A 14,645-nucleotide genomic window follows, 5' to 3' on the forward strand; every position below is an offset into this window, starting at 1 on the left:
GGGCACTGAAAGTGTGCCCGCCGACTGACCACTCGCCACCAATCTCGTCGGTGACCTGCATTTTCTCTCAAGATGATTTGACATTGCACATTGATTATATTTAATATGTGTTAAAAAATGTCAATATCGTAACGGGGGAAGTCGATGCGCTCCGCTCTCATCCTGCTGTGTTGTATTTGGCTCACCGCATGCCTACGGCAGCCGCTTGATGCGTCTACACACTCTGCATTGCATTTGCCAGACACGCCTCCGACAGAAACCTCTCCTATCGCGGTTTATCCTGAAGTCGATATTTCCGAGATTGAATCTACCCGTAGTATCAAGCCGCCATTGAAGTCAGCCACCCCCACCTTGCTGATTAACCTGGTGGTGCACGATGCGCCCGTTCAGGAGGTATTGCTGGCGATTGCGCGTGAAAGCAGTTTGAATATTGATGTGCACCCAGGCTTGCGAGGCAAGGTGAGTCTGAATGCGATCCAGCAGTCAGTGCCGTCCATTCTGGCACGTATATCTAAGCAGTTGGATATGTATTATGAGTGGTCGAATGGCGTGTGGTTAATTACGCCAGACATGCCTGTCATCCGTAGTTATAAATTGAATTACGTCAACATGAGTCGGGACACCACTGGCTATATCGGGGTCGCCAGTGAAATCAATAGCGCTGGCAGAGCCGCCGCAGGGGCTGCGGGCAATGGTGGCACCGGGCAAGCAGTGGTGGCGCAAGGCGGTAACAGTAACAGCTCAAGAACGGCGGTCACTTCGCAATCGCGTTATCACTTGTGGGAAAGCGTCGTCGAGAATATACAGGCGCTGTTAGACGAAACTGATAAGGCCAGCATCGCACGTGATGAGGTGCTGGAGAGTACGCCATCAAGCCTGGATTTGCCTGTGCAGACGACTGAGCCGGTCGACAGTATGCAGGCCACTCGCCATCCGCGTGAGGTGCCAGATCAACCAGCAGCCAGCGCCTCTGTTGCTTCGGAAAGAGTCAAACAGGCGCATGTCCGCTGGCATGCTTCACGGCTGATTGCCAATCCTGAAACGGGTATTTTGACGATCCGGGCGTCGCAAAGCCAGCAGGCACAAGTCAGGTCGTATCTGGAGTCGGTGATGCAAGTGGCCGCCAGACAGGTGCTCATTGAAGCCACGATTGTGGAAGTCGAGTTAAGTAAAAGCTTTCAGATGGGCATCGATTGGAGCCGTTTGTCCGCTTCGGCACAGCAGCGCGGATGGCAGTTAGCGCAATCGCTTGGCAATGATGCGGCACAGTTCAATCGTGCGGCTGGCACTTGGGAAAGTAATAACAGTAAAAATGCACTTGGCCAGAATAATGGCAGTGTGGCATTCATGCTAGGGTACTTTAATCCGTTTAGTCGCTTGGGCAACCTCAGTGCCAGCGTGACTTTGCTAGAACAGTTTGGCAAAACGCGCGTGTTATCCAGCCCTAAATTAATGGTGCTCAATAACCAGACTGCGATTCTCAAGGTGGTCGACAATCTGGTGTATTTCACTATTCAGTCGCAAATTTCCCAAAGCAGCAGCAATAGCGGCAGTAATTTACAGGCCGTCACCACTACCGCCAATACCGTCCCAGTCGGGTTAGTCATGGCCGTCACGGCACAAATTAACAGCCATCAGCGGGTGAATTTGAATGTGCGCCCCACCGTGTCCAAGGTGTTGCGCTATATCGAAGACCCTAATCCGCAATTGGGCAGCGGTAGTACGCGGATAGTCAGCAGCATCCCTGAAATACAAGTGCGTGAAATGGAGTCGGTGCTGAATATTGCTAGCGGCAATATCGCTGTGCTGGGTGGGTTGATGCAGGAGGATCAGCGCGAATTCACCGACCGTGTGCCCGGCGTATCCAGGTTGCCAGTGCTTGGGCAAGTGTTTACCGGTAAAAATCAGGCGGCAAAAAAGACCGAGTTGATTGTTTTTCTCAGGCCGACCGTCATCGGGCGCGCCGATGTGCGGTCGGGTGACTTGCAATCGTTTCAGCCTTTATTGCCTGATGAATTACCTGCTGATGCATTTGAGATCAATGTGGGGGAGCCGTCATGAATCGACGTCTAAGATTGTTGGCATCGTGGCCAGGGTATGGCCGCTCTGCGCAACGCGCCTATCGCCGCGCATTGATCATCACAGATCTTAAGCGCGTTGAAATCGGCTTAAGTTATTTGTTGTGGGGCTGCGTTGTTTTGATCAGTGGCCTGGTCTGGCAGGAGGGCTATCATATATTGTCTGGTGGTGAAAATGGCATTATCAGACAGTTGCCTGCTGGCTTGAGTCAGCCGGTGGATGCGTTTTATCCTATCCATGCACCTGCACTGGGCAATCTGGCGACATCAAACAAATTGCCGAGCCTGTTTACTTTCAAGCCTGCGAAGTCATCTCCGGTAACGGCCTTAAGCTATCCAGCAGCTGAGGCGCCGGTGGAGGGGTATGCCACAGCAAAACCAGCCCCCAAACCGTTACGTCTGACGTTGCAAATTCAAGCCATGCCGAAATTGCAAGCGAGCCTGAAATCACAATTAAACACCGCTGTACAACAACTACTTTCTGGTCAGCTGGTGCTAGCAGGAGCATCTTTTGAAGAGGTGTTACAGCAAGACCCCCATCAGGTGATTGCCTTGGCGGGCATGCTGGTCGTCACCAGCCAACGCGGCGAGATTCAGCAGCGTGAAGATTACTTAAGCAGAATCCGTCAGGAGGTTCCAGACTATACGCCTGAGGATGACCTGTTTTTGATGCAACTGGAGCATTGAGCATGCTGGCCGCCACAGACAACACTCGTATTGGGGAATGGATGTTGGCAAAAGGCATGATTACCGCTGACCAGTTAGAAATTGCGTTAATTGAACAACAAAAACATCGGCTGCTGCTTGGGCAGCAATTAGTCAGGCTGCATTTTGTAACTGATGCCATGATACGCGATGTGCTGGCGCATTATCATGCACAGGAAAGCATTGATTTACAGCAGGTGATTGTTGACCCGGAAGCGCTGGCGATGGTGCCGGAGGCCTTTGCCCGGCAACATAAATTGTTGCCGCTGGATTTGTCGCCAGACAAACAAATCATGCGTGTGGCCGTGTCCGGCCACAATAATATGCTGGTGCTAGATGCACTGCGGCATATGCTGGGCGGCACCATACAGCTTAAATCAGTATTGGCGACTGAGGCACATTTAGAGCAGGCACTGGACAAGTGTTACGGGCATAGCCTGTCACTCGATAGTCTGTTGCGTGAAATTGAGCAGGAGGGCAGCGCGCCAGCCTCACTCCCTGTGCAGCAAGCCTCGCGGCCGGTTATCAGGCTGGTGAATGCCGTGTTGATAGATGCAGTCAAGCAAGGCGCTTCGGATATCCATTTCGAGCCTGAGCATGCCTTTCTCAGGATACGTTACCGGATTGATGGGGTGTTGTGGCAGATCCGCTGTTTGCATGATCGCTACTGGCCAGCCATGTGTGTACGGCTAAAAATACTGGCGGGAATGGACATTGCCGAGCAGCGTACGCCGCAGGATGGCCGGGTCAATATGTTTTTATGCGGTCGGCAAATTGATTTCAGGGTGTCCAGTCATCCGACTTTGCATGGTGAAAATCTTGTATTGCGCGTATTGGACCGCGATAAGGCAATTATCCCCCTGGAGGCCATGGGATTGCGTGCACCACAGTTGCAACGCGTCAAAGCCATGCTGGAAAAGCCAGAAGGTTTGCTGATTTTAACGGGCCCCACAGGCAGTGGCAAAACCACCACTTTGTATTCAATGCTCGGCCACCTCAATCACGAGCACGTCAATATCATGACACTGGAAGACCCGGTGGAGTATCCGCATGCGCTCATGCGCCAGACCTCGGTCAATGCAGCAAATAAGGTGGATTTTATCAATGGTATCCGGGCGATTTTACGGCAGGATCCTGACATCATCCTGATTGGCGAAATACGCGATGAATCTACCGCTGCCATGGCAGTGAGAGCGGCCATGACTGGCCATCTGGTGATGACTACCTTGCATACCAATAGTGCAACAGCCGCTTTTTCACGGCTGCAAGATCTGGGCGTCAGTCCGCATATGATGGCTGGATGCCTGGTGGGTGTGATTGCACAAAGGCTGCTACGACGTTTGTGTAAACACTGCAAGCGGCAAACCGAGGCTGATCGCGCGCTGGAGCAACTGTTGCGCCAGGTATGTGCACCAGCACAAACCTGGGCGAGGCCTGTATTTGAGGCAGAAGGTTGCGTGCACTGCCGCATGAGTGGATACCATGGCAGATTGGTCATTATGGAAGTGCTGACCATGCATGCCGATATGAATGCGATGCTGACGCAACCTCTGGCCATGCAGCAACTGGCACGGGTGCATGGCTATACCACGCTGGCGGAAGAGGGCTTGCAGTGGGTAAATGCAGGGGAGACCAGCGTGCAGGAGTTGCGTCGGGTGGTCGACTTAAGTGCGCTCGAGGCGGTGGTAGCAACACCATGACCAGCTATCGCTATATCGCCATCGACCAATATGGCCAACGGCAACGTGGCGTATTGGAGGTGCCCGATGAGCAGGCACTCATGGCGAGTTTACAGCAGCAGAGCCTGGAGTTACTGACGTTCAAATTGGGTCAGCCATGGGTGTGGCGACAGCCCAGAGTGGGTACGCAGGCATTGATTTTATTTTGCGTGCAAATGGAGCAATTGCTGCAAGCGGGTGTGCCCTTGCTACAGGCAGTGGCCGAGCTGGCTGACCAAAATGAACATGCTGGCATGATGGCGGCATTGCGCACCGTGCAACGTGATCTGGAGGCTGGCAGGCTATTGTCACAAGCCTTGCAGGCGCAGCCTAAAGTCTTTCCACCCTTGCTGGCTCAGCTTGTTGATGCGGGTGAGCGTACCGGTCAGTTGCCGGAGATTTTTGGGCATTTGACGCGTACATTGTCGTGGCAGGCCGAACTGCTGTCACAAATTCGCCGGGGCCTGACTTACCCGGCGGTGTTGTGTGTCATGGTGGCGCTTGCTGCTTATGTCATGCTGACTTTTCTGGTGCCGCAAATGGCCAGCTTCTTACAAAGCCTGGGCCAGGAGTTGCCGTGGTCTACCCGCCTGTTGCTGGCGCTGTCGGACGGGATGATGGCTTATGGCGGATGGCTATTACTTGGCGTGATTGCCCTGGTGGGTGCCTTTATGCTGGCGATGCGTCGATCACCGGTCTTCGCTTTTTTTCTTGACCAACGGCTCTTGAAGTTGCCGGTGATTGGGCGTTTATTGCATCAACTGGTATTGGCCAGGCTTTGTCGTTTTCTCGGGTTGATGTATCAGACAGGGATTCCCTTGTTGCAGGCATTGGCATGGTGCCAGCCCTTGTTGCAACAACGCGTGATGGAACAGGCGCTGTCAGAAGTGCACCAGCGCGTTCAGGCCGGGGAAAGCCTCACGGCTGGTTTTGCGGCCACGCAACAATTCCCGCCGCTGATGTTACGCATGTTAAGTGTGGGTGAAACCACTGGTGCGCTCGACCGTATGTTATTCCAGCTGGCTGTCTTTTACGACCGGGAGGTACAGTCACAACTGCAGATGTTATTGCGATTACTTGAGCCCGCGCTCACCATCGCGCTGGGCATGNNGCATGGCGCTATTAGACTGGTGGCAGCAGTTTCCGCAGGCAATAATCTCGTTCCTGACTAATCATGCGGATGAGCAGTATCACGTTGAAACTTTGCCGCAAGTGCGAGGGTCTGCCGGGCATCAGTTGTTAATGCGCAAGCTGGCGACATGGCCTTTTGCACAAGGCATGCATACCGTTTGCCGCCTGGATAATGTGCAGGGCTTGCGCCGGGAAAGTCGCTTTTTGTTTGTGGCGCTGACTTCTCCTCTTTTGGCTGACTGGCTGAACGTGTTGCACAAGCACTCGATTCGAATTCAGGGGCTATACACGCAAGCGCTTTGCCTTGCTTGTTGCCTGCCCGCCACCCTGCAAGGTTTAATGCATGCACTCTGTGTTCAATACACGCCACAACAAGTCCGTATTAGCTATCTTCAGCGGCAGCGGCTGTTTTTTAGCCGACTGTTTCTATTGCCGCCAGATACTGCTACACCTGAAGATAGTGTGGGCCGTATTGCGCATGAGGTGACTCAAATGCGCATGACTTTGATTCACCAGCATTGGCTTCAAGAAGCAGATGTATTATCACTCACCTGGCTGGGCCAGGTGCCGATGGATATCCCATTGTTAAAAGCACAGTTATCTGTTGGTTGCCAATGGGTGGATATCTCTGAAGCAGACAGGGCGCGTCATTTAAAGGGGCACGCATTGCCAGAGGGGCTGCATGCCATGGAGTGGGCGGCGATTCAGCACATATTAAAAGGTCGGCCATTACCTAATCTGGCCCCTGAGCCTGTGCTGATGCTCGATAGCAGCATGCGCATGAAGCATCGCCTGCATTGGGCAGGGGCGGTGATGGCTGGTTTGATTGTCCTGGCAGGTTGGGTGGGCATACAAGCCACACAGCAGGCGCAGGGGCAAATGCTGCAGATTAAGCGCCAGCTAAATGTTGGGCAGCTGAAACCATCTGAACCTATCAATCAGGCACAGTTGCCGGGGGTGCGCGCCTTGACGCAGGCGGTGCAAGGCTTGCAGTCGTCCGTGCGATCGCCAGATCGTGCATTGGTCATCATGCAGCATGTTTTGCTGGGCGTCTCTCACTGGCAGGTGGTGGCACTGGAATGGGGCTTGGCAGGGAGTGCCGCGCAGGATGATGTACCCACGCAGCAGGCTTCTGTTTGGAAGGAAACGCTGACCGTGACATGGTCGCAGCGTGATCAAAATGACCAGGCGGTTATCGAATGGCAGCAACTGCTCAGTCGATTACGTGGTTTGCCCGAGGTGGAAAAAATAGAGGTGCTCATGCCGTCTGCGTCCGCAAGCAACGCTCAGCGGCAGGGTAATACTGGTCAAGCACCGGGCCTTGATCAGCCACCTGTGCTTAAGCTGTACCTGCGAGATGCTCAGGCGGCCGCTCTATGAAAGCAACAGGTTATTGGTCTGCTTTACGTCCAATTTTGCTCGGTTGGTTGATCGCGTTATGCCTGATCACTGTCGCGCTGGCAATCGTGTTGCATGCGCAATGGAAGGCTGAAGATGCGTTGAGCCAGGCCAGAAATCAATTGCAGCAACAACAGCAACAGAGTGCGCTTCTGGCTAGTTACCAGCCTGATGTGCATTATTTCCTTGCGCATCGTGCAGGCTGGCAGAAATTTGGTTTAATGCGGTCGCCTGATTTCGATCATTGGGATCGCACTTTGATCGCCATGCAGCAGCAATTTACGTTGCCGCATGTTGCGTATGAGATACAGCCTACCGTGTCTTGCACGGCGGTGACCTGTCGTTCGCAATGGCCGACCAGCCAGCCACCAGCGTCGAACTTCACGGCGACGTCCATACAGCTCAATTGGTCCGTATCTCATGAGTCTACCGTCATCGACTGGTTGCAACAGCTTGAGCATGCTTATGCCGGTTTGTTGCTGGTGCGTCGCTGCGGCTGGGCATTGGCTGAAGGCGCCGAGGTGATTACTGCGCAGTGCGATCTGGTGTTATTTAACTTCCCCAATGTGTTACCCGATGAGCTGATTGGCGTGCAAGGGGAGGCGCAATCATGATGCCTGATCATGTTGAGCGAGGTGTGCAAACAGGCGTTGCGATCTGGGTCGTGTTGCTCTTGTTATCTGGCATGGGCGGATGGATGCTATATATGGCTCCAGGCACATATCCTGCCCGCCAGCGCGTAATGCAAAAAACCATGGCGTCACTCGCACTGGCGCAGCAAGCCTTACTGGCTTATGCGCAGCAGCCATTAGGGCTGACACTGTGTGAGCTGAACTGCCCGCGGCCCGGTGATTTGCCCTGTCCAGACCGCAATAATGATGGCATTGCTGAAACATCCTGCAGTAATACGTCACGTTTGGGCCGACTGCCCTGGAAAACCTTAGGCGTGGGTGATGTGCGCGATGGTAGTGGCGAGCGCTTGTGGTATGCCGTTTCCGAGCGCTATAAAAATAATCCGCGTCTGCGGCCATTGAATCTGGATACGACTGGCACTTGGAGTGTGGCTTCGTCAGAAGGGTTGATGTGGGATGCAACGCAAGGCAATGGTGTCGTGGCGGTGTTGATCGCGCCTATGCAACCCCTGGTGCGTGAGGATGGTTGGGTGCAGCAGCGTCAGGAAGCAACCACGGAGATTACCAGGCACTACCTGGATATTAATAGCGCTGCTGATAACGCCAGTCCACAGGAGGGCACTTCGCGTGGTTTTGCCAGGGCACCAGCCTCCATGCATTTTAACGATGTGGTTTGGCCAGTCACCTCGGGTCAAATGCATCAAGTGATGCAAAAGCAGGTGTTGGCAGAGGTGAAGCGAAGCCTGCGCTGTGTTGGCGTGCCATGTTTGAGCTACCCGATGGCTGCTGCAGTCAGCGATAGCGGTTGCCTTGGCAGTCAGTCATTGAGCGCCGGGCAATGCCTCTCTACGGCGACCAGCATCGGTCGCTTGCCTTTGGATGTCAATGCTCACTGGCCATGGACAGTACAGCATGTGCTGGATGGCAATCAGCAACATCATTGGTTTCAGCAGAATGCATGGCGGGAGCAAGTGTTTTACCTACCAGGTCAGACACAAGCCAGCATCATTCTGGGCGGAGAGCGCTTACCAGGGCAGGTTCGTGACAGCATCACGGATAAAGGACATCTGAACGTGTATCTGGAAGCTTCTACCTTGCTCGCGTTGCATGTACAAGATGCCTCTACGCTCAACTTGTTGAGTAATGACCTGCAAGATAAGGTGAGTCGGCCATGAGTCGGGCGCCGCATAACCGCCAAATCGACATCAGGGCCGCGATGTCAGGGTTTAGCTTACTGGAGATGGCGCTGGCATTGGTGATTTTAAGTTTAATGATGGGCTGGCTGATGACGCCATTACGGGTACAACATGGTTTGCAGAAATACCAGCAAACGGAGCAACGGCTGTATGTCGCGCAGCAGGCATTGATCGGTCACGCCATTATTTATCATTATTTGCCATGCCCGGATACTGACCAGCCGCCAGATGGCTGGGAAAATGTATCGGCGAATCAAAGTTGTGCGGGCGATGAGGGCTTACTACCCTGGTTGCAATTGGGGCTCGTTGCAACTGATGCCTGGGGGCGGTTTTTCCGTTACCGGGCGGATAGTACCTTTACCCACCATGCGCAGTGGTTTTCGGTGTCTGCGGCAGAGAATGCCAGTAATATTCAAGTATCTGGCGACAATGGGTTCGTGACCAGTGCGCCCAGTCGTCCGGCAGCGATTGTCCTTTCGCATGGCGAAAACGGGCTGGGTGGCATACAATCGGTGTCTGGCGGGCAAGCGCATGCCATGGCAGCACCCACGCATTCTGATGAGCTGGAAAACGCTGATGGCGACCTCGCTTTTGTCGATAAAGCGCAGCAGCAAGCGGCTGGTGCGGTGTTTGATGACCGTTTGGTCATGTTGTCGCCCAAAGTATTGATACAGCAGATGGTGCAGGCGCAGCGCCTGCCTTGAATAAACGGATTTTTCATGCAAGACGATTTACTGTTACGTTACAGTCGGCACATTATGTTGCCTCAGGTTGAGTACGCTGGGCAGGAAACGCTCACGCAAAGCCATGCGCTGATTATCGGCGCCGGAGGTTTGGGTGCGCCAGTTGCCATGTACCTGGCTGCTGCTGGCGTGGGGACCTTAACCATTTGCGATTTTGACCACGTGGATTTAACCAACCTGCAACGCCAAATTATTCACACGACGGCTGCGGTCGGGCAGAACAAAGCCTTGTCCGCGCAGGCAACGATTGCCAGCCTGAATCCCGAGGTCAAGGTGAATATCGAGACTACACGGCTTAATGATGACGCGCTTGCCGCGCGCGTGGTAGAAGCCGATGTAGTGATTGACTGCTCGGATAATTTTGCCACACGCTACTTGCTAAACCAGCTTTGCTTTACCCACAAAACACCACTCGTTTCGGGCGCGGCCATCCGTTTTGAGGGGCAGTTAAGCGTGTTTGATTTCCGGCATGATGAGAGCCCGTGTTATCACTGCCTGTATCCTGATGTGGGTGATGATCAGGCCTTGCGTTGTGCCGATAACGGGGTGTTTGCGCCGTTGGTCGGCATGATAGGCACCGCACAGGCGGCGGAGGCGATCAAGATTTTGCTTAATATTGGCCAAACCATGCAGGGCCGATTACTGCTGCTAGATGCGCTGAGCGCTGAATGGCGCACGATACGCCTGAAAAAAGATCCGTCTTGCACGGTGTGCGCGCATTAGGGTTTTGGCAGTTGTGTGAGGTGTTTGGCGTTGAGGGCATTCACCAGTTCGTTAATCTCCCACTCGCAGCCGCCACAACCGCTGAGGGCGCCCGAGTAGCGTGAAATGCCTTCGAGGTCTTTGCCTTGTGCGACCAGGTCAATAATCAGCCCGCGCGTCGTCCCGCTGCAACTGCACAGCACTTCTTTCGGGTTTTCTTCGTCGGCTCCAGGCATCTTGCTATCCTCTAAAACATCATTTTAACGGCAGATGCCGGGCCTGTGTCAGACTTTGGCTTGCTGCTGGGCTCAAAGCCCGTTAGCATCGATAAACATCCAATCAGGAGCTGCTGATGAATAAAGGCGTTCGATTATCTGAAAAATGGTTTAACCGCGCATTGTGGGCCGTTGCTTTTATCTTCGCTTGGTTTTTAACCGGTTTGGGTAAAAATATTATCGGCGACCTACCGCGGGTGGAGACCGAGTACACCACCGAGCATTTTGTTAACCACCGCGCCATGGAGCCTTTGCGCACAGAGCTGAACGGCATTGTTCAGCAACGGCAACGATTGGCTGATCAACTGGAGCAAGCCAGTTTGCAGCTTACGATTAGACAAAAAGACTATCAGGCCGCGCGCAGTACTTTCGATAATTGGGTAGCCACGCGAGACGTGACGCAGTTGTCAACGCAGGATGATGAGTTGGTCAGGCGCACACAGCAATTGGATGCGCTGAAAGTGCAGGAGCGCAATGCTGAGAAGTCGGTAGAGCATATTCAGCAGAAGCAAACAAACCTGTTTCAGCATGAGGCGCAACTGCAAACGCAGATCAATGCCATGGAAGAGGTGGCACGTAAAAAATTCGACGAGGCTTACCAACACAAGGCGACGCGGGTATTTTTGTATCGGCTGTTGCTGACGTTGCCTTTGCTGGGGCTAGCTGCCTGGTTGTTTGTGAAACAGCGCAAATCCCAGTACTGGCCTTTCGTATGGGGCTTTATTATCTTTGCACTGATGGCATTCTTCGTTGAACTGGTGCCGTATTTGCCAGATTATGGTGGTTATGTGCGCTATCTGGTCGGTATTTTGCTAACTGTGGTGGGTGGCAGGTATGCCATTGCTGCCCTGCAGCGTTATCTGGCACAGCAGCAGTTAGCAGAGTCGCAACCTGAGTTTCAGCGCCGTGAAGAGTTGGGCTATGACACCGCACTAGAACGCTTGGGCAAGAATATTTGCCCGGGTTGTGAGCGCCAGGTTGACCTGAAAAATGAGCACAACGACTTTTGTATGCACTGCGGTATTTGTTTGCACAATTACTGTGTGGGTTGTAATGCCAGAAAAAACGCCTTTGCCAAGTTTTGCCACAAGTGTGGCACCGTCGCCTGATGATAGGCGAGATGCCACATTGCAAAATGTTCAGGTTTAAGTGCTTAGCTGAGTTTATTTAATTGCGTTTGCAGTTTTTCTAAACTGGCACTGAACTCTGCCAGGCGGGCTTTTTCCTGCTCGACCACGGCTGCTGGCGCACGTGCAACAAAGCTTTCGTTGCCCAGTTTGCTGTTGGCTTTGGTAATCTCGCCTTGTAAACGAGCAATTTCTTTACCTAAGCGCTCTTTTTCTGCGGCGACGTCAATTTCTACCTTGAGCATCAACTTGAAGTCACTTGCGAGCATGACCGGCGCGTCGGCTTCTGGTAAGTCTGCAACGATATCAACGTTTTCCAGCTTGGCCAGCGATTTGAGGTAGGGTGCAAACGTGGCCAGTTGCTCTGCATCACCGGCGGCAATCAATGGCACCTTGGCAGCGGGTGAGATACTCATTTCGCCGCGCAAGCTGCGGCAAGCCTCAACCGCCGTTTTCAGTGTGGCCACCCAGGCTTCGGCCTGCTCATCAATTTTTTCCAGGTCCGCTTTCGGGTAGGCTTGCAGCATGATGCTGTCAGTGCCGCGTGACTTGTCTTTCAGCTCAGTCATCGGCGCGATGGTCTGCCAGATTTCTTCGGTAATAAACGGAATAATCGGGTGCGCTAGGCGCAATATGGTTTCCAGCACGCGTAACAGCGTACGACGCGTTGCGCGTTGCTCGGCCTCGCTGCCGCCCTGGATCTGTACCTTGGCGATTTCCAGGTACCAGTCGCAATATTGGTCCCAGACAAACTCGTAAATGGCTTTGGCCGCGAGGTCGAAGCGGTAGTCATTAAAGGCGCGTTCAACTTCAGCTTCAGTGCGTTGCAGCAGTGAGACGATCCAGCGATCTGCCTGGCTGAACTTGCGGCCACCGTCTTCGCAACTTTCCACGCCAAAACCATTGTCCTGTCCTTCTGTGTTCATCAGCACAAAACGGGTGGCGTTCCACAGTTTGTTGCAGAAGTTGCGATAGCCTTCGCAGCGTTGCAGGTCAAATTTGATGTCGCGGCCAGGTGAGGCCAAGCTGGCAAAGGTAAAGCGAAGCGCATCCGTGCCGTAGGCGGCGATCCCTTCCGGGAATTCCTTACGTGTGCGCTTCTCGATTTTCTCGGCATCTTTTGGATTCATCAGGCCGGTGGTGCGCTTTTTCAGTAGCGATTCCAGATCAATACCATCAATCAAGTCAATCGGATCCAGCACATTGCCTTTGGACTTGGACATCTTCTGGCCTTCGGCATCGCGGATCAGGCCATGCACATAGACATGCTTGAACGGAATCTTGCCGGTGATGTGCTTGGTCATCATCACCATACGCGCCACCCAGAAGAAGATAATGTCGAAACCGGTCACCAGTACTGAGGATGGCAGGTATTGCTGCAAGGCCTGGTTCTGCGCATCAATGGCTTCGTCGCCGGTCCAGTCCAGAGTAGAGAACGGCCAGAGGGCAGAGGAGTACCAGGTGTCCAGCACATCTGCGTCGCGTTTCAGGGCGCCTGTATAGCCATCTTTGGCCGCCAGCGATTGCGCTTCGGCTTCATCGTGCGCCACATAGGTTTTGCCGTCATCGCTATACCAGGCCGGGATTTGATGGCCCCACCACAGCTGACGGGAGATACACCAGTCCTGGATATTATTCAGCCACTGGTTGTAAGTGTTGACCCAGTTTTCCGGATAGAACTTGATCTCACCGTTAGCCACTACTTCGAGCGCTTTTTCGGTGATGCTTTGACCATCGTCGCCTTTTTTGCTCATGGCCACAAACCACTGGTCAGTCAGCATGGGTTCAATGACCACGTTGGTGCGGTCACCACGTGGCACTTTCAATTTGTGTTTTTCAACTTTGATCAAAAAGCCACCGGCTTCGAGATCAGCAACGACTTGCTTGCGTGCAGCAAAACGCTCCAGCCCGATCAGGTTGGCGGGCAAGGCGATCGCGGTTTTGGCGCTACCGTCGGCAGCATACACTTCGGCTGCTGCGGGTACAAAGCCTTGCAGGTTGAGGATAATGATTTTGTCCAAGCCCTGGCGCTGGCCGACCATATTGTCGTTAAAGTCATGTGCAGGCGTCACTTTCACCACGCCGGTGCCAAATTCTTTGTCTACATAGTCATCGGCAATCACCGGGATTTCACGATTGCACAATGGCAGGATGACATTTTTGCCTATCAGGTGGCTGTAGCGATCATCTTCCGGGTTAACCATTACGGCCACGTCACCCAGCATCGTTTCAGGGCGCGTTGTAGCGACAGTCAGTGCGCCTGAACCATCTGCCAGTGGATAGCTGATATGCCACATGGCGCCATCTTCTTCCTCTTGCACGACTTCGAGGTCAGACACGGCCGTGCCCAGTTTCACATCCCAGTTCACCAGGCGCTTGCCACGGTAAATCAGGCCTTCGTTATACAGGCGTACAAAGGTTTCGGTGACCACTTTATTCAGGCCTGCATCCATGGTGAAGCGCTCACGGCTCCAGTCGGGCGAGGTGCCTAAGCGACGCATTTGCTGAGTGATGGTGCCGCCAGAATACTCTTTCCATTCCCAGACTTTTTCCAGAAACTTCTCGCGGCCCAGATCATGGCGGCTGACACCTTGGGCATCAAGCTGGCGCTCAACCACAATTTGCGTGGCAATGCCCGCGTGGTCTGTACCAGGTTGCCACAAGGTATTGTCACCACGCATGCGGTGGTAGCGGGTCAAGGCATCCATAATGGTCTGGTTAAAGCCGTGGCCCATATGCAGGGTGCCAGTGACGTTAGGCGGCGGCAGCAAAATACAGAAATTATCTTGCACTTGCGGATTCATGCCTGCGGCATAAAAGCCTTTGCCTTCCCAAAAGGCATACCATTGGCTTTCAATGGTTTTTGGGTCAAAGGATTTTGCGAGTTCGCGAGGAGTATTGGCGTTTGGGTTGGAAGTATTCATGCGCGGGATTTTACCA

At 53.5% G+C, this 14,645-nt stretch carries 12 protein-coding genes; 10 read left to right on the plus strand and 2 right to left on the minus strand.

From position 1 onward, the window contains the following. Positions 1 to 144 precede the first annotated feature (144 nt). From B3355_RS00585 to B3355_RS00625, 9 genes are all read left to right on the plus strand, one after another. Positions 145 to 2,061 carry a type II secretion system protein GspD gene (locus B3355_RS00585; protein WP_292779140.1) on the plus strand — a complete coding sequence of 639 codons (1,917 nt, stop codon included), beginning with the start codon at positions 145 to 147 and terminating at the stop codon, positions 2,059 to 2,061. Continuing rightward, positions 2,058 to 2,765: a hypothetical protein gene (locus B3355_RS00590; RefSeq protein ID WP_292779143.1), complete on the plus strand. Its 708-nt coding sequence runs from the start codon at positions 2,058 to 2,060 to the stop codon at positions 2,763 to 2,765. The genes B3355_RS00585 and B3355_RS00590 overlap by 4 nt, the downstream gene beginning before the upstream one ends. Before the next feature lie 2 nt (positions 2,766 to 2,767). Continuing rightward, entirely contained in the window at positions 2,768 to 4,483 is a 1,716-nt protein-coding gene (locus B3355_RS00595) for a GspE/PulE family protein (RefSeq protein ID WP_292779146.1), read from the plus strand. A 194-nt stretch (positions 4,484 to 4,677) separates the two neighbouring features. Then, positions 4,678 to 5,673: a type II secretion system F family protein gene (locus B3355_RS00600; protein ID WP_422655869.1), complete on the plus strand. Its 996-nt coding sequence runs from the start codon at positions 4,678 to 4,680 to the stop codon at positions 5,671 to 5,673. Continuing rightward, the gene (locus B3355_RS00605; protein WP_292779152.1) at positions 5,615 to 7,012 is read left to right on the plus strand and encodes a hypothetical protein; all 1,398 of its coding nucleotides are present in this window, start codon (positions 5,615 to 5,617) and stop codon (positions 7,010 to 7,012) included. Before B3355_RS00600 ends, B3355_RS00605 begins: the two co-directional genes overlap by 59 nt. After that, the gene (locus tag B3355_RS00610) at positions 7,009 to 7,644 is read left to right on the plus strand and encodes a hypothetical protein (protein WP_024930331.1); all 636 of its coding nucleotides are present in this window, start codon (positions 7,009 to 7,011) and stop codon (positions 7,642 to 7,644) included. Before B3355_RS00605 ends, B3355_RS00610 begins: the two co-directional genes overlap by 4 nt. Next, positions 7,641 to 8,837, plus strand: a complete 1,197-nt coding sequence (locus B3355_RS00615) for a hypothetical protein (RefSeq protein WP_292779157.1) — start codon at positions 7,641 to 7,643, stop codon at positions 8,835 to 8,837. The genes B3355_RS00610 and B3355_RS00615 overlap by 4 nt, the downstream gene beginning before the upstream one ends. Further along, positions 8,834 to 9,562, plus strand: coding sequence for a type II secretion system protein (locus B3355_RS00620; protein WP_292779160.1), 729 nt, complete (start codon positions 8,834 to 8,836; stop codon positions 9,560 to 9,562). Before B3355_RS00615 ends, B3355_RS00620 begins: the two co-directional genes overlap by 4 nt. A 15-nt stretch (positions 9,563 to 9,577) precedes the next feature. Next, positions 9,578 to 10,324: a molybdopterin-synthase adenylyltransferase MoeB gene (locus tag B3355_RS00625; protein WP_292779163.1), complete on the plus strand. Its 747-nt coding sequence runs from the start codon at positions 9,578 to 9,580 to the stop codon at positions 10,322 to 10,324. Here the strand turns inward: B3355_RS00625 and B3355_RS00630 are convergent. Continuing rightward, positions 10,321 to 10,539 (minus strand): (2Fe-2S)-binding protein, encoded by a 219-nt coding sequence (locus B3355_RS00630; RefSeq protein WP_292779165.1) that lies wholly within the window; start codon positions 10,537 to 10,539, stop codon positions 10,321 to 10,323. The genes B3355_RS00625 and B3355_RS00630 overlap by 4 nt on opposite strands. Positions 10,540 to 10,655: 116 nt before the next feature. Here B3355_RS00630 and B3355_RS00635 point away from each other — a divergent pair, with 116 nt between their 5' ends. Further along, positions 10,656 to 11,687 (plus strand): serine endopeptidase, encoded by a 1,032-nt coding sequence (locus B3355_RS00635; RefSeq protein ID WP_292779168.1) that lies wholly within the window; start codon positions 10,656 to 10,658, stop codon positions 11,685 to 11,687. A 44-nt stretch (positions 11,688 to 11,731) separates the two neighbouring features. Here B3355_RS00635 and B3355_RS00640 read toward each other — a convergent pair whose 3' ends face one another. Further along, positions 11,732 to 14,629 (minus strand): valine--tRNA ligase, encoded by a 2,898-nt coding sequence (locus tag B3355_RS00640; RefSeq protein WP_292779171.1) that lies wholly within the window; start codon positions 14,627 to 14,629, stop codon positions 11,732 to 11,734. Between the last annotated feature and the right edge of the window lie 16 nt (positions 14,630 to 14,645).

It is taken from the genome of Methylophilus sp. UBA6697 (genome assembly GCF_002454655.1).
Taxonomy (GTDB): Bacteria; Pseudomonadota; Gammaproteobacteria; order Burkholderiales; family Methylophilaceae; genus Methylophilus.